Consider the following 20438-nt stretch of genomic DNA (forward strand, 5'->3'; position numbering starts at 1 on the left):
CACAACCGTCTGTAAGGAGACGATCATGGATACGAATACTCTAGCGATCTGGCAGGGCAGCGGCTCGTACATTGCCGACCCCTCGACCACCCCGCGCAACATGCTGGACGATGCCGGCTGCTTCATGGAGACCGCAGAAGCGCTCATCTCCACAATCATTGACGGATTAGAGGACGAAGGGGGGACACTGGCCGCGAACCCTCGGCAGGTCGCCACGGCGCTCCACGGCATCCGCTACCTCCTCCAGATCGGCCACAACATGAGCGGCGCCGCACATTCTCAGATGAATCGGGACCGCAAGGCAGCGCTTGGACGCGCGATCGGCCCGGTCCTCGCGGAGGCATGCGGGCTGGAGCCAGCAGACAGGTACGTCGTCGAGCGCTTTCTGCAGGCTGGTCGCACGGCTGGTCTGGTGCTCGACGCCGACAGCGTAAAGACAACTGACGACGAGACCCTGCGGGGCATGTGGGGTGCGGCATGACTGGCCTGGGCGAGCGATCCCGCGTCGTGTGAACGATCTAGTGGCACGATCGAGTCTTCACACAGTCCGGCGGGGCGGGCACTACCGCCTTGCCCCTGCCACAAGTGACATTTGAAAGGGTCCTGAGATGACGAGTCTCGACATCAAAGAAGTACTAGGAAGCTTTGACGTGCGTGCGTACAACGCAACGAAGACGTGGGGCATGTGCGAGTGGGAATTCGCACTAAGCCGGCGTCGTGTGCTCTTTCGGGACCCGGACTGGTACCGCGCGAAGTTTGACGTCGGAGCGCTGGTGAAAGGATTGCTCGATTCAGCGCTGCTACCCTCCGCACTTCGCGAGGATGGTCCCTACGATCCGGCCGTCATTGACTTGGGAATCTACGCAGCTTGGGGGTTCAAGGAGATCATAGAATCAAAGCCGAACCTTGCTGCCGCGTGCAAAGCGGAAGGTGAGGGCGAGCCGTCCTTTCATAGCGAGCACAAAGAAGGAAGCGACGATTGGTTTCGCGATCTTGTCGAGCAGACTAAAGAGCCCCGGCAGAACAGCATGTTGTTCGAGAGCTTCAACAGGCTCCTGGTCGAGGGGCCGTTCGAGTCGGACACCGCGTACGTGCAAGTGATGCTGAGTGCGCCAGATGAGCTGATTGTCGAAGACTTTCGCAAATGGCTATCTTCGATTCGAGAAGACCGGTCGTTCGAGCACTCGCCGGTCAAAAGGTTCACTGAGACCGAAGTCAGACGGTGGTCTACCAACCAAGTCTTGCCATTTCTTGACCTGCGGCTAGCAGCCTGGGCGACTGGCACCGACATGCCCTATCACACCTTGGGGGAAATCCTGTTCCCGGGAATGGACGTGGACGTTGCGGAAAGGACGCGGAAGGTTACTGCGCCGTTGGCAGAAGAACTTATGACGTGGGAGTTGGGGGAGGCGCTTGCGGCTGCCGCGAACGCAGAGCGTCGAGCCGGAAAGAAGTAGGGCCGGCTTGGTGCGGATCTGCTGATGGTGCTGGAGGTTGAGCGTGACAAAAGTGGCTCCCATTGACGTTGCAGGCCTTGCGAAAGCTGCGCTGCGGGAATTCTCTATCAGCCGGTACTCGCAAGTCGCGTCACTCACGTTTCGCGATTGGTGGCCGCTTGTGGAGTTGCGTCGAGAGATTCTGGAGTGCTTATCGCAAGGCCTGTGGCTGAGTCCTGTAGAGTGCGCCGCCATCATTCGGCGCGTTTCCGAGGGCCCTTTGGTGACAATGGGTGAAGGACTCCGTGCGGGATCTCCGGCCGTCGCCGAGGCGACACTCGAAGATCTGCGCAGATCGAGCGTACTCGCCGAAGCATATCTGAACGAACAATCTCTTGCCCTCACTGTCACCGCCGAACTCTCCACTCGCAAGAGCTACTTGGAGATGAAGTTTGTAGATGCGGGAGCGCTCTCTGGCGCGGACGAGGAGGAATACTTCACGGTTTGCAGTGAAGTCAGGCGTCTAGAAGATTTGTCAGCAACGCCTTTCAGCGCGGCCTTGGCAGATGCTATCGCAGCCCACGGAGACAAAGAAGGTGTCTCGCCGCGCTGGCTCCTGAGCTTAGACACATCGGCTCCGGACCAAATCCTAGTCAACGACTTTCGCGCCTGGCTCAAGGCGCATCGTCAAGCTGTCGGAAGGCAAGAGGGGCTGTCGGCCGCCGATCTGCGGAAGTGGGCCCAGCATCGAGTGCTGCCCTACATTGATCTCCGCCTTCTAACCCAGCTCGCAGGCGATGCGGACATCGCCACGAATGCATGGATGGGAAACCGTCTCTTTTCTGACCTAGCCGATGTGGACGTTGCAGAGAAGGTCCGGAAGACAACGGCGCCAATAGCCGAATGGCTCTTGGGTGATGGTCAACCTGTCCTCCTTGCTAGGGCCCGCGCGGAAGTCCTTGAGCTGACCGGAAACAAATGATCGGCGTTTCTTTCCGGTACGTTTTCGGGCATTGAGATGTCCCTCGTTCGCTGATATCGGTTCTTAGAACCTGCACCCACCGCCGCTCAGCGGCCTCACGGTGCAGTCGATGGATACGAGTGGACACAGGGAGTTCAGGCCCTTCATTCCGGAATGCAGCAAGGTCGGCATCGGTCGATCCAAGGCCTACGAGCTGGCCAACGCTGGGCTGCTTGAGACGGTCAACATCGGCCGTCGGCGCTTCATCTACCTAGACAGCCTTTACACCCTGCCACAGCGGCTTGCGAAGTCGCACCAGGGGGGCGCCCATGTCTAGGCCCTGTACAAACCTCGCACCAGCATGGCCGATTCCCGCGAACCTTCCCCGCGTCCGGGACGTGATTCTCCACTGGCAAAGCCGCCTCTTGGTCTGGCCGGCAAAGGGCGTGGTCTACGGCCGCCTAGGTCGCCCTGTCGGGGCGGTCTGCGCGGACGGCTATGTTCGGCTGGGAGGCCGTCCGGATGGCCTCCTGTACGCGCATCGGCTCATCTGGGAGGTGGTCCACGGTCCTATTCCCGCCCGCCTCGTCATCGACCATCTCAACGGGCAGAGGGCGGACAACCGAATCCGCAACCTGGACGCGGTGACACCTTCCGAAAACATGCGACGTGCCATCGCTAGCGGTGCCGTGCCCGTCGGCGCAGAGCGCACTGACGCGAAGCTCAACGACGACCTTGTGTGCGAGATCCGCGCAAGTGATCTGCCATCGCGGGTATGGGCGCAGCGCTTGGGCATGGCGCCCCGGACGATCCGCCAAGCACGAGGGGGCACGACTTGGCGGCATGTTGTCTGTCGGGGTGGGCGGTCATTGCCGTCGCGTCGGCGTGGGGGCAGTGCATGACATTTGCGACCGACTACCTTCGGGGCCTACGTGGCCCTACCGCGCAGCAGCAGGCTGCGGCCTTGGCCGACATGGGTGCGGGTCTGCAGGCGCAGCTTGAGACGCTTGCCCGCGATCCCGCACCGTGGGCATGCGAGCAAATGGCCGTGAACCTGGAGGGCGCCAGTCGGGCCGTCCTACGTTTGCGCGAGAGCCTGTTGAACGAGCAGCCGCCAGAAGCAGCCTGACGCCGGGGGGCGATCTAGTGGAACTCAACCTCGCGATGGCCGGGCAGTTTCTTGCTGCGCTGTCGCCAGATGCCGCGTACACGTTCCAGACCTTTGCCGAGGGTAAGGGCCGGTCCGGGCTGTCCCGCATCCTTCATGGAACGCTTGCCTCAAGGGGGCGGCAGCTGGCTGCCCTGAACGACAAGGGCGCTGGCGTCTTCGTCATGGTCAACCGCGGCGACGGCAATGGGCGGCGTGCCGATAATGTGGTCGGCTGCCGCGCACTGTTCCTCGACCTAGACGGCGCGCCGCTTGAACCGGTGATGGAGGCGCCCGTCCCGCCTCGGATCGTCGTGGAGTCCTCTCCAGGTAAGTGGCACGCCTACTGGCCCGTGGCGGATCTTCCGCCCGAGCAGTTCACGGCGGCTCAAAAGGCGCTGGCGCTGCGCTTCGAAGGCGATCCAAAGGTGCACGACCGCCCGCGTGTCATGCGGCTGCCAGGCTTCGTGCATCGAAAGGGCGCCCCGTTCCTGACTCGCCTACACACGTGCCAGCTGGCTCCGGTCACGTGGCAGGAAATGGCGGATGCCTTTGCATTTTCCGATCGGCTGAGGTTGCCAGCCACCATTGCGGCGGGCGAGCGCAACGCCACGCTGTTCAAGCTGGCCCGCTCCGGCGCGGCCAAGGGCGTTCCCGAGGCGGAGCAGCTAGCCAAGCTACGGACGGTCAACGCTGAGCGGTGCGCCGACCCCCTGGACGATGCAGAGCTGCGGCAGATCGTCGCCAGCGGCTACAGGACGGCATCCCAGGGCGCGATGAGCATTCCCCTCGCCGTGATCGACAGCGAAGCCTACAAGGCTCTGGACGACGCTTCGCGGACCCTTCTGCTGCTGTCCTACCGGCGAGCCGACAAGTTCAACGCGTTCACGCTGCCGCATAAGGAGATGCGCGAGTGGTTCCCGCGCAAAGACACGTTCAACGCTGTCCGCAAGCGTCTGGTGAAGTCGGGCCTTTTGAACCTGACACAGGCGCCAGAGAAGAGGATGCCGCGCCAAGGCCGTGGCCCGAAGGCTGGCTTCTACCGCCTGTCAATAGGCCCGTTTTGTGTGGCCTATTCGGATGCGCAATTAGGCCCGCTTAGTGTTGCCCCTGAAGCTTTTCAGGTAAGCACCGTAGAAGCCCCTGAAAGGGAGAGGCTCCGAACGACGCGGAATCTGGAGCCCGAACGAGCGGCGCGAGCGTCTAATCACAATGGGGCCGCGTCTTGAGCCGCCGCGAGCCGGACGGGTCAGCCTGCCGGACGGGTATCGGAGCCCGAAACCGTTTGGGAACCGTTAGCAAACCCACAAATACCCAGCCGGTTTCGTCGGCAGCGGATGCGGTCGCAATGCAGACGCCTTGCGGACCGATGCTCGCGGCATGCTCCGAGCATCAGCTAGCACTTGATAGCACTGCGCTAGCGCCCACCGCAGTCGCTGCGGGGGTGGTGCATCCGCTGCGGGGGTACATTCATGGCTGCCGGTAACGCTCGCGCCGTTACTGGCGGGGCATCGGGCGTGGACTTCGATCCTCGCGTAGATCGAGTCGTGCAGCTGCTGGCTGGCGCCTTCGGCTACGGAGCCGTGCTGGTCACGGGCGGGTACACCATGGGCAAGGAGCGGCCCTGGAACCCTACGCACCCGGAGACGGGCGACGGTGACGACTCGAACCCTGCCGCCAACCCCGGTCTGCTGATTTGCCGGCCAAGTGAGGTGCTGGAGACGGCAGGTAAAGCGATCAGTCCAAAGTCACCCGAATACGCCCGCTGGCTGGCCAAGCTCAAGCCCGCCGACCGCGAAGCCGTGGTGACTTGGAACGCCCAGACCGATATCCGGATCCGGGGTCGGGGCCAGCCGTACCGCTTCGGGGAGTTCCAGCACTGGAAGCGGACACAGGGCGTCATGGTCTTCCCGCGGACCAAGCCGCGGCATTGCGTGCTACTTGCCATGACTGTCGCGTCGCTGGACGGTCCGCTGAGTCCGTGGCTGCACATGGTCGCTGCTGGCCAACACGAGCAATGGGCCAAGGTACGCCCCTACGCGGTCGCCTGCGGTCATCCGGGCTGGGCGGCTGACGAGGCCGCCTACCGTCTCTGCGTGCGCCGTGAGCCTATCCGGGAGCGGGCCAAGGCGCGGGGCGTCCGCGCGGCCACCTACGCGCCAGCAGTGGACCGGGCGGAAACGCGTCTTCGGGAGTGGCTGGAGCGTGCTTGCCTGCGTGTGCTGGCCGTCTACGAGTCCGGCAGCGAGTCTTTCAACTTCGGCGACCCCAGCGCGCTGCGGGCTGAGACGTGGTGGCACCCCGAACGGAACCCCGCCCAGAGCGCCGGGAATCCGAAACGACGACGGGAGGGCGTAAGGAGTAGGCAATCGCCCCCCGGCTTTCGTGCCTCGCGTGCCGCCCCGCGTCGTAGGGCGGCGTCTATTCACTTGGATCATTCGCCAACCGGTTGAGTCACACCGCCGGAGTTATTCGACGCCTCAGCGCGCGCGCGTATGAGTTTGGTCTGCCAGACAGGGAGGAGGAGCGGATGCAGGGGTACATGTCACAGGACCGGGAACGCCTCTCCAAGCTGCAGCGGGACCGGCGCAGCTCAATGCGGCGCATCGACTACATGCCCGGATCTAGCGCTCAAGCTATCTTCGAGGCCGCCCAAGAGCGGATGCGACCGGGCACGCAGGCGGCGACCAATAGCGCGGTTCTGGACGCGATCCTTGAAGGGTGGGCCGAGCTGACCGGAATAAAGTACAGCGAAGTACAGCGCCCTATGACTTTGGTACGGGCGGCGCGGTTACCCCGCCTCATGAGTCTGGGGACAGCGCGACTCCAGCGCGTGCGTTGTGGGGCCAAACGGCACCGGGACGGAAAGCCTTGTCGCGCCATGTCAGAACCGGGCAAGAAGCGCTGCCGGTTCCATGGTGGCAAGAGCACAGGGCCGAGGACGCCTGAGGGCAAGGCCAAGTGCGCCGCAAACCTGCCGAGCAGACGAGCAGGCTGAGTTTCGCGACCAGTACGCGCGTGCGCGCGAGGCGCTTGATAGGAAATCAAGCTCAATCAAGTGGGCCGAGGGCCTAGAAGCAGGGATGCGAAGACATGACGGACGAGGACATTCCGGCCGGCAACCCAGATGCTGGAGGGGGGCTTGGCGAAGAGCCACCGGCCGACAGGCTTATCGACTGGATGGACCTTCGAGCCAGACAGGAAGCTGCCTTCGCCGTCCTGGACGGGGTGCTACTGAGATGGTGGGTTTCGCACGAGGACGGGTGTCCTGCCAGCGAGGGCGGGTCGTGCTGTTGTGATTTGGTGGTGTGGTTTTCGATGGCCGATAGGGTTCTAGGCGTCGATTCATCTCTGGCCGTTTACGAATTCCTCGTCCACTGACGACGAGGGAATGGAGAAGGAAATGGAGTTCTACAGGAACACCGCCAAGGACGGCGGCTATCGCAAAGATGGGATGTCCGCGGCGGCGGCACAGGCTAGCGCCCCCAGCACGGCACCGCAGAACGAGCCACGCTACGAGCTTGCCGACCTGGAGCGTGCATTGCGCGCTGCCCATGCTGCGGGCAACGTGGATCATGCCCGGCAACTGGCGCAGGCATACGTACGTGAGCGTGATGTGCGCGCGGGCCAGGGGCCGCAAGCTTGGCAGGGCGACACAATCGTAGGGGGCGGTCCGACGTCCGAGCCGTCGCGCGCCAACCCGGTGATGGCGCCTGCAGCGCCCAAGTACACCGAGCAGCAGCTCATCGGCGCGCTGCGCAAAGCTGACGCTGCAGGTGACACTCCTGCTGCAAGGGCAATCGCGCGGCGTATCCAATCGATGCGGCTGGGACATGCCGGGAGCCTCCAGCAGTCTCCCGCTGAGCCCAATACTGGTGGTGACTGGCAGCACCACCAGACAGCGACCTCGGCTAGCGCCGCAGGCGTCGGGTTTGAAGGGGGCACACCGCCGCTGGAGCCAGTCGAGTCCGACGGCCTAGGCCTCGAGCTGGACATCGTGGGTGGCACTCCGGGCGCTGCGGTGTCTCAGCAGGAGCTGCAGACCCTCCGGGCCCGAGGAGCACAGCGAAGCCCGCCCATCGCGGCCGAGACTCAAGTCCGCCCTTCGCTCTTCCGCATGGACTCCGACTTCCGCGAGCGTGCTGGCGTCGGCGTGCCGTCGATGTTGGTCGCAGCGGCGAAAGACATGTTCGGCTCGCGGCAAGGGGCGGCGGAGTACTTGGCCGGCAAGATCAACGAGGATGGAGGACTGTCGTCGCTCATCACGGGTGGCGCCGAAGTGGTGCAGGACGAACGTGGCGACCCAATGCTGCGTTTGCCGGACGGCACTGCGTACCGACTCAATGACCCTGGTCTCGACACGACCGATGTCGGCAACGTCGCCGGCAATGTGGCTGCCCTGTGGACCCCTGCGGCTTGGGCAGCTCGGCTCGGTAAGGCGCGCAACTTGGGCCTCGGCACACGTGCCGCTCTGCAGGGCTCCGTAGCAGGCACGTCGGACGCAGCGCTTCAGGCTGGGGCAAATGGCGGGGACGTGGACGTCGGGCGGACCGCGTTGTCCGCCGTGGGCGGCGCGGGCGGTGAAGCCCTCGGAACAGCCATCGGGGCTGGCACGAGCCGGCTTGCGGCGCTGGCAAGGCAATCCTCGGGGTCGAACACCCGAGAGGCGCAGGGCATGCTGGCGCGATTGGGGATCCAGCAGACTGCGCCTGGCAGGCTCGCGAGCTTGGCTGGTGGCGTCGAGGAGGTGCGAGCGGGCGCAGATCCCAATGCCATCTTGGGCAAGGAGCTGTTTGGCTTCCAGTACACGCAGGGGCAGCGAATGGCTGACCCGGTCCGACGCTTTGACCAACTGAGCCGGGAGGAAGTGCTGCGGCAATCGCCGGGCGCCGGGGGCGTCTTCAGCCGCGTCAGTGATGCCAATCGAGCGCGCTTGGGTGAGGCGGTGGAGACGATGGGCCAAGGCATGGGCGGGCAGCCTGGCGCCAATCCTGGGGCACTGGCGCAGTCTGCGGCTGGTCGGCTGCAGTCTCAGGCCGGCGAGCTGGGGGAGCGGGTCAGCGCGGCTTACGGCAAGGCAGGTGAGGGCGGTCGGGCTGCTGTGGCGCTCGATTCGGTGGCGACCGTGCCGGACAGGATGCAGAGAGCGGTGGCGGACTTTGCGCCGACGCCCGAACTCACTCCGGCCACGGCGCGGACCCTCGCGCAGATCCGGCAGGCAGTGGCGGGGGCGCAAACGGAAGGGGTGAAGGGCGTCACCGTAAAGGCCATCGAGACGCAGCGGCGCATCCTCAACAACAACGTCGGGGCCGCCGCCAATCCGACAGATCGCGCGGCCATGATGACGCTCAAGCGAGAGTTCGATTCCTGGCTGGATGAGGCAGTCGAGGGCGCGCTGGTTTCCGGGGACTCAGGAGCCCTCCAGGCGCTGAAGGACGCCCGCAGGCTGCGCTTCGAATACGGCCGACGGTTCGAGGGCAAGACGGATGCGGACCGCTTCATCGGTGGACTGCTGGACGGCAGCAAAACGCCAGAGGAGCTGTTGAACGTGGCCTTGGGAGCTGGGCAGGTCAGCAAGGCTGGTGGCGCGCGCTTCATCGAGAGGCTTGCGCAGGCGGCGGACAATGATCCCCAGGTGATCGGGGCACTGCGAGCCGCCCACTTCCAGCGTCTGACCGGGGGGCCGAACGGAGAGCCTCTCGGCATGGGCAAGATTGTTCGGAACGTCCAGGCGACCGAGTACAGCAACGCTAGCATCCTAAAGGCGCTGTACTCGCAGGCCGAGTGGGCCGAGGTAAGGCGCCTGGCGGCGGCCATGGAACCGCTCGTCGCCAAGGGCGATTTCGCCCGCAGCTCGGGCACCGCAGAGCGCATGGGCCGGGCAATGTTCCAACGGTTGGCCGGCGGCCTGCCCATCATCAGGGACATCGTGTCGGCGGTCGCCGACACCCGGGCGCTGTATCAGGCCAATCAGGTGCTCAACCGCCCGCTACGCCTGCCCCCTCACGCCCCCCCGGGGATGCAGGCGGCGGGGACGGCCATCTTCCAGGAGGCGGGCCGCTAGAGGCGGGGGATGTCGTCTCCGTCCTTGAGGAAGGCGCGGGCGGTCCAGAAGCCGAGGTAGAAGCCAAGGGCGAGGCCGGCGAGTACGCCGGCCCACCACCAGCCGAACAGGAGCAGGGGAGCAAGGAGGACAAGGAAGATGGCCCAGCTCAGGACGTGGCGCTCGCACAGCCAGATGAGGGCCCTACGCCAGCGGGAAAGGTGGATCAAGGACTCGTATTCAGCCATGGCTCCATCGTACACGCGCAGTGGGCGCGGCCCCGCTGGGCTGGGCGGGCAACCCGAGCCGGAGACACGCGTCGTGTGGAGGTCCACTTGCACTAGTGATTGCGCCATTCTTTAGGCGCATGAAGGACTCCTAACCCCGCTCCGGCGGGGTTCTTGTTAGGGGGCGGTGCTATCTCCGAACTCCGCGAATGGATCTTCTGCGAGCCGCTCCAAACGCTTAACCCGCAAGGAAAGATCGCGCATATCGTCCCTACTGAACTCCGCTTTTGCATCCATTGAGTCGGCCAATTCAACGATTGCCTGCCTGATTCCATTGATCGAACGATCACATTGACGTGCCATTTCCTGAGCCTTGGACCCCGTATACCAGGCGTAGTACGCGAAAGCAGCTACGAGTCCAACTTGCAGAGGCAACGACAGCTTGAAATCGGGGAACAAGGCGTTTGTCGCAATCCATATGCCGCCAAAGACGGCGACCACTACGACTAGGCAACCAAGCTCATACATTACGGAGAGCGCGAACAGCGCTCCGATGCCGACGAACCCGAATACCACCCAGTTTGGCTGCTGCCATTCGAGTGCTAGCACAACCCAAGCAGTGCCCGCGATCATCGCCAGCCCTGCTGGATATCTCCAGTACCACGGCCACTCCCACAAGATCGACAGCGTACCGTCAACGTCCCTCGTTACACCCCACGCGCCCCTAATCCCCATGCTCCCTCCTAGCTCGCCGGCAGACAGTCCGCCCGGCTACTTCCTGTTTCGGCTGCGCGATCGGCGTGGTTCCACGCCAACCAGATGTTCCTGATCAGCCTCTTCTCCATGTACCTCGCAGCGCGGTTGTGAGCGTGCGCTGCTGTCGCGACCCGCGTCAGTTCGTAGGCCTTGCGCGCGTCGTAGCCAAGCCGATAAGACCCCGCCTGACGCAGCACCGCACCCGTGTGCCGGTCTCGGCGCTCAGACTGCGCACGGAAGAGCGAGCTGCCAACCTGCCAAACTATTGCCCGGCGCGATGGACTGAATCCGTGTGCTATCGCAGCCGCCCCTTGCACACGCCGCTGGCGTTCGCCATTGATGACTGCGAGACCGAGTCGCTTCCACAGCTTGCTGTGCGAACTGTAGTTGCTGAGGTCGCCAGTCTCCCCAATGATGGACGCCAACCCCTGAGCCCCTAGGCCTCTGGTAGCGGCGACTCTCGGCCATATGGGCAACATGCGAACGTCCAAGTCCATCTCGCGTTCGAGGCGCTTGCGTGCCGTAGTCAAAGCCTCGCGTGCGAGAAGGAGTGGCGCGGCCGACGCATGGAATTTCCAAGCGAGCGGATGCATGCCATCCCTCCCGATTGAGGCATAAAGCGAGCGAGCCTGATCCTTGTCGCCGTTGGTGAATCGTCGGCAGATGGATTTCACTTGCAGTGTCAGGCGTACTTCCGCGTTTTGTAGATCCTGTCTTTGCCGGTGGCGCTCTTGGATGCGCATGCATATGGCGCGCCGCTGGCCCACCAGCTTTTCATCAATGGGCACGGAATGTGGTGGCGAGGTTGGCACGAGGCTGGTGGCCTTTGTAGGGCAGGGGACGAGTGGCCAACCTCACCATAGGAGGGGTGCGAGTCCGAAAGGGAGTGATTGGCCGAATTGGCACCCTCGCGCTGGCCGGGCCCGCGCGGCCGAATCTAGCAGAGAACCTGAGCCCTTAGTCAGCCGTCGCTCGATCCAAGAGCGCTCTTAGATCGCGGTCGTCCAGAATGTGCCCGACAACCTTGGCACGCGGCACCAAGGGGGCAATCGCCTCGAGCCATTTCCCTCTTCGCTGCAGCGCGCGCGCCCTGCTTAGATACCAGTTCGCGGCAGCCTCCACGTCGTGCCGGAAGGCGTCCCTAAGTAACGTCCCACTGGGCAAACGGAAATCGAGCAGGGAGTCCGCCAGCGCATGCAGGCGCGCCGATGTATCAGGGATGGTTTGGACCGCCGGCTCATCTGTCAGGCCGCGCGCCAGCTCTAGGCGCTTCTTCACTGCCTTCCAGCACGCGTCGGCCAGATACGGCTGGACGAGCGCAGCCAGCATGCTCGTATGGCCCCTGATCCGATCTTCCAGCAGCAGGGCAGCCGCCACAGGGTCGCCGCTCGCGTCTCGGACGCAGGAGGAGACAAGTCCTTCCAAGGTAAGGCGGGGGCTGGGTGCTCGGTCGGCTACGCTTTCTGGCCTGACGGGCGGAAACTGCGGCGTCGCGAGGATGGCGCGCATGAATCAGCCCCGTGCCGAAGGAGCTTCAATCTACCCCGATCTAGGCCCGACGAGGAAAGGACACGCTCTATCGGGGGCAGTGCACCCCCGGTGATCCTAGGAATGAAGCGGGCTCCAGCAGGTCGGTTGACCAAAAGCTGACCGTTCAGAAACAAAGTGGCCAGTTGCCCCTCGTCCCTGCGGAGGCTTGGACCGCTGTAGAGGGGCGACGGGCGTTCATCCGGCCGCTGTAAAGGAGTTGACATTCGCCAGTGTCTCTTATAGGATACACCCATGCCAAGGGTCGTTTCGACAACGGAGTTCGACACTTGGGTGGAAGGATTGCCCGTGGCAGGGAAAGCCAGAGTTTTGGCACGCATCACTAACATGCGGCGTGGAAACTTCGGAGACTGTGAACCGGTAGGTTCTGGTGTTTCGGAGTCAAGAATCCACCATGGGCCTGGCTACCGACTCTACTTTGTGGTTAAGGGCGAAGAGCTCACTGTTCTGCTTGGAGGCGGTGACAAGTCGACGCAACAGAGCGATATCGCTCTGGCCAAGGAACGGGCCCAAACTGTCTGTGAATGAGGTGATTTATGACAACTGCAGAATTTGACATTGTGCGCCACCTCGACAGTCCGGAGATGATTGCCGCTTACCTTGATGCATGTATGGAAGAGGGTGGCCAAGAGCTGTTTTTGGAGGCACTTGGGTTTGCGATGAAGGCGGTTGGAATGGGCAAGGTTGCCGCGGATGCAGGTGTGGGAAGGACGAGCGCCTATAAGGCCTTCTCTAGTGAAGGGAATCCCGAGCTGAGGACCGTCGATCGCGTTCTCCATACAATGGGAATGAGGTTGGCAGTTGTGCCCGAAGCTGCCGAGGCTGCGTGACTGTCGAGGCACTGCCCATAAGCCCCGCCTTGCGCGGGGCTTTTCATATTGTTCCAAATTGGAGCATCGCTAGGTTGGATAGCGCCAAGCGGTAGGGCCTGCATTTGACCAGTAGCGGCACCTAGGTCTAATTTCGCTGCACCACCAAGCCGGGGAAGGGCGTGGGCAGGAGATCTGGCACCACCCGGGGCGGATCCGTCGGCGCCGTCATAATGCTGGTCGCCTTCGCGTGGCTCGTTGGTCATTGCACGGGGGAGCCCAGCGATTCAAAGCGCTACGAACCTCCATCGGCAAACTATGCACAGTCGGCAGAGTTGTCGCATGCCGGATCGGCACTGTCTCAACCGGACATGGCGTACGTAGACGCGGACGCGCTGAATTTCCGCGAGTCTCCAAACGGGCCGGTTTTGGGGCGGTTGACGCGAGGCACGCAGGTCACGATTGAAGACAGACAATCCGGCTGGATGAAGGTCTCCGCGGGTCCGTCGCGCTCAGGTTGGGTCTCTGAACGCTATACGTGCTCTTCTGCAAACTGTTGGCATCGAGCTGTCTCAACCCCCGTCCGTACGGCGCGCACTGTGCCCTTGGGCGATAGGGGTAGTTGTCCTTGCTCGGGTTCGTCAAACTGCTTCGGTCCACGAGGCGGCCGTTACTGCATCACCAGCGGCGGCAACAAGAGGTACCGTTAAGGTCAGGAGGGAAGCATGGCTGCGTTTGTCATCGGAGTCGTCTTTCTGCTCGCCATCGTTGCAGCGAGCCTCTCCAACAGTGGCGACCTCGACCGGTTTCAACAGTTGAAGAACAAGCGCCGGTTCAGTGGCAGACGCCTTTCGAGCGACGAGCAGGCAGAGTTCGACAAGCTCGCGCGCAAGTATTGGTGGTGGTGAATCCAACAGGAGGGGCCAGCCGCGCCCATTCCTGGGCGCACGCACGGGCTTGGGGAGGAGCTCCGCTGGTGTGGTCGCGTCGCGTCCGTGCGCTGCTGGCGATAGCACTCTGCACTCCTGCCGCCCGCCCTTCCGTGACGGAGTGCGGAGAACGGTTCTTGCCGGACGGCCGGGCCCTCAGCGACGCCAACCCCCAACGGAAGTGAGTCAGATTGTGAGTCGCCCGGCCGAACAAGCGGCCTTCAAACTCGAAACATCAATGACTTAGGGCATCACTGCGGTTGCTGGTGGGCCATCTACTGATCCGGCCGAGTCCGCGCCGGGCATCAGCTGGCGACTGTCAGCGGTATCCGGTGTTCATCACGTAATCGCGGAGCAGCGACTCCTCGTTCTCGACCTCCAGCAGCAGCGCCTGCAGCACGTCGCGTGCGTTGAGCACGCCCAACGGTCGCCGGGCTTCATCAAGAACCGGCAGGTTCTTCAAGCCGCGAGCTTTCATCCTGGACCACACTTCATCCAGCGGATCGCCCAGATGGCACACCACCACGTCGCGCGTCATCACCAGCGCAGCCGCCGTGGTGCATCCGCAGCCCTGGCAACGTCCCATCTGCTCGACCACGTTCGAGCTGGTGACCACGCCTGCCAACAAGCCATCGGGCCCGCAGACCACGACCAGGTCCGTGTCCGGCTCGCCCAGCAATTTCGCGGCTTCGAGGAGTGCAGCGCTGTCGGCCAGCGTGACCAGGCGCGTGCGCGCGGCGACAAGTACGCCGTTAACGAACATGGCGACTTCCAGGACGGTGTGGCCGTCGTGGGACGAGTGGCATGACTAGTGCTGCCGAATCAAGCTGGAATGTCATGTGGCTTCCTCCGGTTTCATGATTGGTGGTGGGGTCCGGCCTATCCGTTGAACGCGATGCCAAGCGTGGCCAGGATCCCCGCCAGCGCCAGAGCGATGCAGCCCAGGCGCAGCAGCAAGAGGGCAGCGAACCTGGCGGTGGAGTGCATGTAGTCTTCGATCACTACCTGCACGCCAAGCGCCGTGTGGTGGAACGCCGCAACCAGGAGCAACACCATTGCGATCGTGTTGAGGGGCAATCGCAGCCAGGCTACGAACTCGGAATGACTGCTTCCGGTGTGCAGGATGAGCGCGGCGGCAAACCACAATGTCAGCGGAACCAGCGCAATGGCGGACACGCGCAACGCCCACCAATGGGCAACGCCTGACCGGGTCGAACCGAGGCCAATGGCGTGTGCCAGCGGCGAACGCGTATTGCGGGGCGGATGGCGCGTCATGGCGCTATGACCCGAGCCATGCACTGCCACCCCATGCCAGGGCCGTGAGCACCAGGCTCGCCGCCACGACCCACCACCCGGATGCATAGATCGCGTGCAGCTCGAAGCCGTGCACAGTGTCCCAGACCAGATGGCGGATGCCGCCGCACAGGTGCAAAAAGAACGCGAAGGTGCATACAAGCAGCATCACTTGGCCGACCCATGAGTCGATGGCGTCCTGGATCACGGCATAGGCTTGCGGCCCGCTTGCAGCCGCAACCAGCCAGACCACCAGCACCACCGCGCCGGCGCTGAGGATGACCCCGGTAATCCTGTTGACCACGGACAGCACCGACGTCAGCTGCGGCCGATAGATCTGCATGTTGGGCGACCTCGGCCGAGGCCGGTGTTGCCCGGGCCTGGTCGCGGCGCCCTGGCTTTTGTCGTCCATCAGCCGTGCCGCTCCATCATCACTTTCTTGATCTCGGCAATTGCCTTGCCGGGGTTCAGCTGTTTCGGGCAGGTCCGGGTGCAGTTGAGGATGGTGTGGCAGCGATACAGTCGGAACGGATCCTCGAGTTCGTCAAGACGCTCGTCGCGGGCGTCGTCGCGGCTGTCGGCAAGCCAGCGCCACGCCTGAAGCAACACGGCCGGGCCCAGGAAACGGTCGCCATTCCACCAGTGGCTCGGACAGCCCGAGGTGCAGCAGAAGCACAGGATGCATTCGTAGTAGCCGTCGAGTTCGGCGCGCTGCTCCTGCGACTGCAGGCGTTCGCGCACTGGCGGCGCGGTCCGCGTCTTGAGCCAGGGCTGGACGACCGCGTACTGCGCGAAAGCGTGCGTGGTATCCGATACCAGGTCCTTGATGACCGGAAAGCTGGCCAGTGGGTAGATCGTGGGTGAAGCGGCCAGGTCGGAGATGAAGCGCGTGCAGGCAAGCCAGTTGGTGCCGTCCATCGTCATTGCACATGAGCCGCAGACGCCCTCGCGGCAGGAACGGCGCAGGGTCAACGTCGAGTCGACCTTGTTCTTGATCCAGAGCAGCGCATCCAGCGCCATCGGGCCGCAGTCGTCGAGGTCGACCTCGAAGGTGTCCAGCCGTGGGGTCGAGGCGAGCCCGTCGCCGGCGTCCGGATCGTATCGATACACCTGGAATGACTTGATCCGCACCGCACCTGGTGGCGCCGGCCATGTCTTGCCGGGACCGATGCGCGACGCCGCGGGGACGCCGAGGTCCCGGGGTACGGGGAAGCGCTTGAGCAGCGTCGTACGCGGCAACTCTTCCGACGATCTGATGATCATCGGTCCACTCTAGAACCAGCCAGGTTCGGTGCGCGTGAACCGGGTTTGCGCGGTCCCCGCGCAACGGCCGGCATTGCCAGACGGCTGCCGGGCGCGAACAGAATGCTGCCGGCAGCACCGGACCGGTTCCCCTCAGTAGCGGACCTGGCAGTGGTTGCACCAGAAGGTCCGCCGCTGGCGAGTACCGAGGTGCGCGAGCTCGAGGCGACTGCCGCATTCGGAGCAGTCGCGCTTGCGGTGGACCAGCCAGTGCTTGCGCAGCACGTACTGCTTTTTCCATTCGAGGAAATCGAAGCTGTATTCGCGCGCCTGCGCGATCATCTGGCCGAGCTTGCGCGGCGGCAGGTCGCCGACGCGTGTCTCGGGATGTACGCGGATGCGAAACAGCACTTCGTTCTTGATGATGTTGCCGACGCCGGCGAACACGTCCTGGTCGAGCAGCGCGTCGCAGACCAGCACTTCGGGCTGCGCCTTGAGCTTCCTGCGCGCCAGCGGCGGGCTCCATTCGGGGGACATCACGTCGCCGCGCCAGTCGTAGGTGTCGTCCAGCGGCCCCTCGATGTACTTGAGCGAGGACGAATAGAAGTACAGCGTGCCGTTGTCGAACTGCAGCGACAGGCGCACGGGCCTGGGCTTGGGGTCGTCGATGCGGTAGGTGCCAAACATCAGCATGTGCACGCGCAGGCTGAAGCTGCTGAACTCCAGCAGGAAATGCTTGCCCCAGCTGCGCACGGACACCACGCGCCGCCCCTGCATGCGCTGGAGGTCGAGTTTGCTGTTGCCCTCTACGTGGCGCACGGTCTTGCGGCGGAAATGGGCGGCCTCTTCCCTGAGAATGACGATGGACGGGCCTTCAGGCATGTGTGCTCCCGCGGGCGCACCGCGTGGCACCGGCAATGGTCTGGAAGCGCAGGGCGTCGGTGGCGGCGTGGCCGTGCGCGGTGTTGTCGAAGATCACCCAGGTGGGTACCCGTTTGCAGGACGCGACCTGTGCCGCCAACGCAGCCAGCGCCGCGTCGTCGTAGCGGCTGTAGTACATGCGCGGCGCGCCATGCCAGCGCCAGTAGGTCCAGCCTGCGGCTGCCCCGCCGGGAAGTGCGGCTTCCGGCAGGCGCGCCGGGTCGGCTGCCACGCGCGAGATCGCGTGCTGCTGCAGCAGCGCATCGGCGCGCGCGTCGAACCAGCTGGCGTGCCGCGGCTCACAGGCCACCGGCAGATCGGTTCGCCGGCGCAGCATGCGGAAGAACGACGAGGCGCTGCGCGCATCGAAGACGAGGCTGGGCGGTAGCTGCAGCAGCAGGCCGCCGAGCTTCCTGCCCAGGCCATCGACTTCGGAGAGAAACTGGTCCAGCGCCGGCCCCGCGCCGCGCAGCACGAGCTCGTGCGAGATGGTGCGCGGCATCTTGGCCGAGAAGCGGAAGCTTGCCGGCACGCTGTCCGCCCAGCGTTGCCAGGTATCGCGCCGGTGCGGCCGGTAGAAAGACGAGTTGACCTCGGCGATGTCGAAGCGCGTGGCATAGCGCGCGAGCATGCTCGCGCCATCGCCGAACAGGCCGCGCTGGGGCGTGCCGATCGACCAGCCGGCGCAGCCGGTGCGGATGCGTGGAGTGGCCATCGCGTCAGCGGCCTCGGCGTGGGAACGGGGCGGCGGTGGGGACGATTTCTCCCTGCGGTCGAAATGACAGCGGTGGGCGGGCGCAGCGGGATGCTGCGCTGTGGGCGATGCCGCCACTGCGTGCCAGGCCACGTGGCGGCGCCTGGAGATCCGACGGGGTACGTTCTGCCAGGGGCACCGGTTCCGCCTCGCGCGTCAATGAAGCCGGGAGGCTGACGTAGCCTCGATCAATGCCTCGTGAGGCGGGAGAGAGGACGTGAGGTGCTGCCCGGCCCACCTCTACAAAAGCACGGCTGAGCGGGCACGGTGTGTTCCACGGCGGGTTTCGGCCGCCGTGGCATCCTGTCCGCCCCCTCCAACCCGTGCACGCCATGTCCTCCAATCCGCTGCTCGATTTCTCTGGTCTGCCGCGTTTTGCGGACATCCGCCCAAGACATGTCGCCGAGGCGATCGGACAGCTGCTGTCGGAAGCCGAAGCCGCGGTCCGCCTGGCCGAAGCCGTCTCGCCGGTGACCTGGGAGGCCTTCGCCGTTGCGCTGGACGATGCCACCGAACGCCTGGGGCGCGCCTGGAACCAGGTCACCCACCTGGAGGCGGTGGTCAACACGCCCGAACTGCGCGCGGCCTACAACGAGACGCTGCCGGCGGTCACCCGCTTCTGGAGTGCGCTGGGGCAGAACGAGGCGCTGTTCGCGCAGTACCGGCAGCTGGGCCAAGCGCCCGGCTTCGCGGACTGGAGCCAGCCGCGGCGCAAGGTAGTGGAAAACGCGCTGCGCGATTTCCGTCTCGGCGGCGCGGAGCTGCCGCAGGCGCAGAAGGCGCGCTTTGGCGAAATCCGCGAGGAGCTCGCCGCACTGCAGGCGCGTTTCTCGCAGAACGTGCTCGACGCCACCGATGCCTTCGCCCTGTACGTCGAGGACGAGGCGCGGCTTGCCGGCCTGCCCGCCGACGTGCTCGCCGCCTGCCGCGATGCGGCGGAGAACGACGGCAGGCCCGGCTGGAAGCTCGGCCTGCAGATGCCCGTGTACCTGCCGGTGCAGGCCTACGCCGAGGATCGCGAACTGCGCGCCGCGCTGTATCGCGCCAACGCGGTGCGTGCCTCCGAGCTGGGCGACGATCCGACGCTCGACAACGGCGCGCTGATCGATCGCATCCTCGCCCTGCGCGCGGAGCTGGCCGCGCTGGTCGGCTTCGACAGCTACGCCACCTACTCGCTCACGACCAAGATGGCCGACACGCCGGACGAAGTGCTGGGCTTCCTGCGCGACCTCGCCGCGCGCGCGAAGCCGCATGCGCAGCAGGACCGGACCGAGCTTGAAACCTTCGCGCGCGAACAGCTGGGCATCGACGCCCTCGAGGCCTGGGACCTGGCCTTCGCCAGCGACAGGCTCCGGCAGGCGCGCTACAGCTACTCGGCCCAGGAAGTGAAGCAGTACTTCACCGAGCCGAAGGTGCTGGCCGGCCTGTTCGGCCTGATCCACGACCTCTACGGGTTGCGCGTCGAGTCCGACACGGCGCCGGTCTGGCACCAGGACGTGGGCTTCCATCGCCTGGTCGACGACGAGGGCGCCCTGGTCGGCCAGTTCTACCTCGACCTGTATGCGCGCGAGGGCAAGCGCGGCGGCGCGTGGATGGACGACTGCCGCAACCGTCGCGAGCGTGCCGACGCCACGCAGACGCCGATCGTGTACCTGGTCTGCAACTTCGGACGCGGTATCGACGGCAAGCCTGCGACCTTCAGCCATTCCGACGTCACCACCCTGTTCCACGAGATGGGCCACTGCCTGCATCAGCTGCTCACGCGGGTGGGCGAGCTGGGCGTGGCCGGCATCAACGGAGTGGAGTGGGACGCGGTGGAGCTGCCCAGCCAGTTCATGGAGAACTTCTGCTGGGAATGGCCGCGGGTCGAAGCGATGACCGCACACGTGGACAGCGGCGAGCCGCTGCCGCGCGCGCTGTTTGACAGGATGCTGGCCGCGAAGAACTTCCAGAGCGGCATGGCCACCGTGCGCCAGCTGGAGTTCGCACTGTTCGACATGCTGCTGCACGACCGCTTCGATCCGGCCCGCGAGCCGGTGCAGGCGCTGCTCGATCGCGTGCGGGGCGAGGTCGCGGTCAACAGTCCGCCTGTCTGGAACCGGTTCCAGCACCAGTTCAGCCACATCTTCGCCGGTGGCTATGCGGCCGGCTACTACAGCTACAAGTGGGCCGAGGTGCTGAGCGCCGATGCCTATGCCGCCTTCGAGGAGGCGCCCGCCGCGGTGGCCGCGACCGGCGCACGTTTCCGCCACGAGGTGCTGGCCCGCGGCGGCAGCCGCAGCGCGGCAGACAACTTCCGCGCCTTCCGTGGCCGTGCGCCACGCATCGAGGCCCTGCTCAGGCATTCGGGCATGACCGGCTGACCTGGCGCC

At 64.7% G+C, this 20438-nt stretch carries 23 protein-coding genes; 14 read left to right on the forward strand and 9 right to left on the reverse strand.

Features of this window, described 5'->3' with window-relative positions:
• The first annotated feature begins 25 nt into the window (after positions 1–25).
• From ACW5EG_RS02050 to ACW5EG_RS02090, 9 genes are all read left to right on the forward strand, one after another.
• On the forward strand, positions 26–481 hold the full coding sequence (locus ACW5EG_RS02050) for a hypothetical protein (RefSeq protein ID WP_457020716.1): 456 nt from the start codon (positions 26–28) through the stop codon (positions 479–481).
• Positions 482–608: 127 nt separating this feature from the next.
• Entirely contained in the window at positions 609–1457 is an 849-nt protein-coding gene (locus tag ACW5EG_RS02055; protein WP_457020717.1) for a DUF6387 family protein, read from the forward strand.
• A 43-nt stretch (positions 1458–1500) separates the two neighbouring features.
• Entirely contained in the window at positions 1501–2418 is a 918-nt protein-coding gene (locus ACW5EG_RS02060; RefSeq protein WP_457020718.1) for a DUF6387 family protein, read from the forward strand.
• A gap of 308 nt (positions 2419–2726) precedes the next feature.
• On the forward strand, positions 2727–3299 hold the full coding sequence (locus ACW5EG_RS02065) for an HNH endonuclease signature motif containing protein (RefSeq protein ID WP_457020719.1): 573 nt from the start codon (positions 2727–2729) through the stop codon (positions 3297–3299).
• A gap of 244 nt (positions 3300–3543) precedes the next feature.
• On the forward strand, positions 3544–4773 hold the full coding sequence (locus ACW5EG_RS02070; RefSeq protein WP_457020720.1) for a DNA-primase RepB domain-containing protein: 1230 nt from the start codon (positions 3544–3546) through the stop codon (positions 4771–4773).
• Between the two features lie 288 nt (positions 4774–5061).
• Positions 5062–5997, forward strand: a complete 936-nt coding sequence (locus ACW5EG_RS02075; protein ID WP_457020722.1) for a hypothetical protein — start codon at positions 5062–5064, stop codon at positions 5995–5997.
• A gap of 350 nt (positions 5998–6347) precedes the next feature.
• On the forward strand, positions 6348–6542 hold the full coding sequence (locus ACW5EG_RS02080; RefSeq protein ID WP_457021388.1) for an HGGxSTG domain-containing protein: 195 nt from the start codon (positions 6348–6350) through the stop codon (positions 6540–6542).
• 95 nt (positions 6543–6637) lie between these two features.
• Entirely contained in the window at positions 6638–6925 is a 288-nt protein-coding gene (locus ACW5EG_RS02085; RefSeq protein WP_457020724.1) for a hypothetical protein, read from the forward strand.
• Between the two features lie 10 nt (positions 6926–6935).
• A complete protein-coding gene (locus tag ACW5EG_RS02090) occupies positions 6936–9608 on the forward strand; it encodes a hypothetical protein (RefSeq protein WP_457020725.1) in 2673 nt (890 codons plus the stop codon).
• Here ACW5EG_RS02090 and ACW5EG_RS02095 read toward each other — a convergent pair.
• From ACW5EG_RS02095 to ACW5EG_RS02105, 3 genes are all read right to left on the reverse strand, one after another.
• Positions 9605–9835, reverse strand: a complete 231-nt coding sequence (locus ACW5EG_RS02095) for a hypothetical protein (RefSeq protein ID WP_457020726.1) — start codon at positions 9833–9835, stop codon at positions 9605–9607. The two genes, ACW5EG_RS02090 and ACW5EG_RS02095, sit on opposite strands and share 4 nt — an antisense overlap.
• A 156-nt stretch (positions 9836–9991) precedes the next feature.
• Positions 9992–10447 (reverse strand): hypothetical protein, encoded by a 456-nt coding sequence (locus ACW5EG_RS02100; protein WP_457020727.1) that lies wholly within the window; start codon positions 10445–10447, stop codon positions 9992–9994.
• Positions 10448–11527: 1080 nt separating this feature from the next.
• The gene (locus ACW5EG_RS02105) at positions 11528–12079 is read right to left on the reverse strand and encodes a hypothetical protein (protein WP_457020728.1); all 552 of its coding nucleotides are present in this window, start codon (positions 12077–12079) and stop codon (positions 11528–11530) included.
• 273 nt (positions 12080–12352) lie between these two features.
• On the opposite strand from ACW5EG_RS02105, the gene ACW5EG_RS02110 reads away from it, so the two are divergent.
• From ACW5EG_RS02110 to ACW5EG_RS02125, 4 genes are all read left to right on the forward strand, one after another.
• Positions 12353–12646 (forward strand): type II toxin-antitoxin system RelE/ParE family toxin, encoded by a 294-nt coding sequence (locus ACW5EG_RS02110; protein ID WP_457020729.1) that lies wholly within the window; start codon positions 12353–12355, stop codon positions 12644–12646.
• A gap of 8 nt (positions 12647–12654) precedes the next feature.
• Positions 12655–12948 carry an addiction module antidote protein gene (locus tag ACW5EG_RS02115; RefSeq protein WP_457020730.1) on the forward strand — a complete coding sequence of 98 codons (294 nt, stop codon included), beginning with the start codon at positions 12655–12657 and terminating at the stop codon, positions 12946–12948.
• 350 nt (positions 12949–13298) lie between these two features.
• Positions 13299–13637: an SH3 domain-containing protein gene (locus ACW5EG_RS02120; RefSeq protein WP_457020731.1), complete on the forward strand. Its 339-nt coding sequence runs from the start codon at positions 13299–13301 to the stop codon at positions 13635–13637.
• A gap of 15 nt (positions 13638–13652) precedes the next feature.
• Positions 13653–13835, forward strand: a complete 183-nt coding sequence (locus tag ACW5EG_RS02125; protein ID WP_457020732.1) for a hypothetical protein — start codon at positions 13653–13655, stop codon at positions 13833–13835.
• A 340-nt stretch (positions 13836–14175) separates the two neighbouring features.
• Here ACW5EG_RS02125 and ACW5EG_RS02130 read toward each other — a convergent pair whose 3' ends face one another.
• From ACW5EG_RS02130 to ACW5EG_RS02155, 6 genes are all read right to left on the reverse strand, one after another.
• Positions 14176–14619, reverse strand: coding sequence for a CBS domain-containing protein (locus tag ACW5EG_RS02130; RefSeq protein ID WP_457017054.1), 444 nt, complete (start codon positions 14617–14619; stop codon positions 14176–14178).
• Between the two features lie 116 nt (positions 14620–14735).
• Complete coding sequence (gene sdhD, locus ACW5EG_RS02135) at positions 14736–15131, reverse strand: succinate dehydrogenase, hydrophobic membrane anchor protein (RefSeq protein ID WP_457017056.1); 396 nt, start codon at positions 15129–15131, stop codon at positions 14736–14738.
• 4 nt (positions 15132–15135) lie between these two features.
• The gene (gene sdhC / locus ACW5EG_RS02140; protein ID WP_457020733.1) at positions 15136–15561 is read right to left on the reverse strand and encodes a succinate dehydrogenase, cytochrome b556 subunit; all 426 of its coding nucleotides are present in this window, start codon (positions 15559–15561) and stop codon (positions 15136–15138) included.
• Positions 15561–16412, reverse strand: a complete 852-nt coding sequence (locus tag ACW5EG_RS02145) for a succinate dehydrogenase iron-sulfur subunit (RefSeq protein ID WP_457020734.1) — start codon at positions 16410–16412, stop codon at positions 15561–15563. Before ACW5EG_RS02145 ends, sdhC begins: the two co-directional genes overlap by 1 nt.
• 132 nt (positions 16413–16544) lie before the next feature.
• Complete coding sequence (locus ACW5EG_RS02150) at positions 16545–17273, reverse strand: DNA-formamidopyrimidine glycosylase family protein (protein WP_457017060.1); 729 nt, start codon at positions 17271–17273, stop codon at positions 16545–16547.
• Positions 17266–18027 carry a DUF72 domain-containing protein gene (locus ACW5EG_RS02155; RefSeq protein ID WP_457020735.1) on the reverse strand — a complete coding sequence of 254 codons (762 nt, stop codon included), beginning with the start codon at positions 18025–18027 and terminating at the stop codon, positions 17266–17268. The genes ACW5EG_RS02150 and ACW5EG_RS02155 overlap by 8 nt, the downstream gene beginning before the upstream one ends.
• Positions 18028–18398: 371 nt before the next feature.
• On the opposite strand from ACW5EG_RS02155, the gene ACW5EG_RS02160 reads away from it, so the two are divergent.
• Positions 18399–20429 carry a M3 family metallopeptidase gene (locus tag ACW5EG_RS02160; RefSeq protein ID WP_457020736.1) on the forward strand — a complete coding sequence of 677 codons (2031 nt, stop codon included), beginning with the start codon at positions 18399–18401 and terminating at the stop codon, positions 20427–20429.
• Positions 20430–20438 lie beyond the last annotated feature (9 nt).

The organism is Luteimonas sp. A611, from assembly GCF_054072715.1.